1 protein-coding gene is annotated in these 324 nt (G+C 61.7%); it reads left to right on the top strand.

Translation table 11 applies throughout. The features are described 5' to 3' along the window. On the top strand, window positions 1-247 hold a 247-nt coding region (locus tag P0D89_RS54390), incomplete at its 5' end, for a hypothetical protein (protein WP_408371620.1). Window positions 248-324 lie beyond the last annotated feature (77 nt).

Genomic DNA, 324 nt, shown 5'->3' with positions numbered 1-324 from the left:
AGGAACGGAAAAATTCCAGAACGATCCGCACTGGCGCGACCTGATCCTGTTTTACGAGTACTTCCATGGTGACAACGGCGCGGGCCTTGGCGCCAGTCACCAGACCGGCTGGACGGGTCTGGTCGCTCCGATGCTCGACCTGTTCGGGCGCGTCGACGCCAGGACCATGCTGGAAACCGATCGTGGGCGCGTGATGTCGCGGGTCATCAGGGAGCAGGTGAGCGGAGAACACCCCGGCGAGCAATGAGGAAAACAGAATGCCCGACGTACGCTATCCGACGCTGTACCAGATCAACACTCGCGTCTGGCTGACCGGGTTGTCGC

Origin of the sequence: Paraburkholderia sp. RL18-085-BIA-A (genome assembly GCF_046027075.1) — a bacterium.
Taxonomy (GTDB): domain Bacteria; phylum Pseudomonadota; class Gammaproteobacteria; order Burkholderiales; family Burkholderiaceae; genus Paraburkholderia.
The sequence above is the reverse complement of the archived record's forward strand: the minus strand, read 5'-3'. Positions and strand labels throughout refer to the sequence as shown.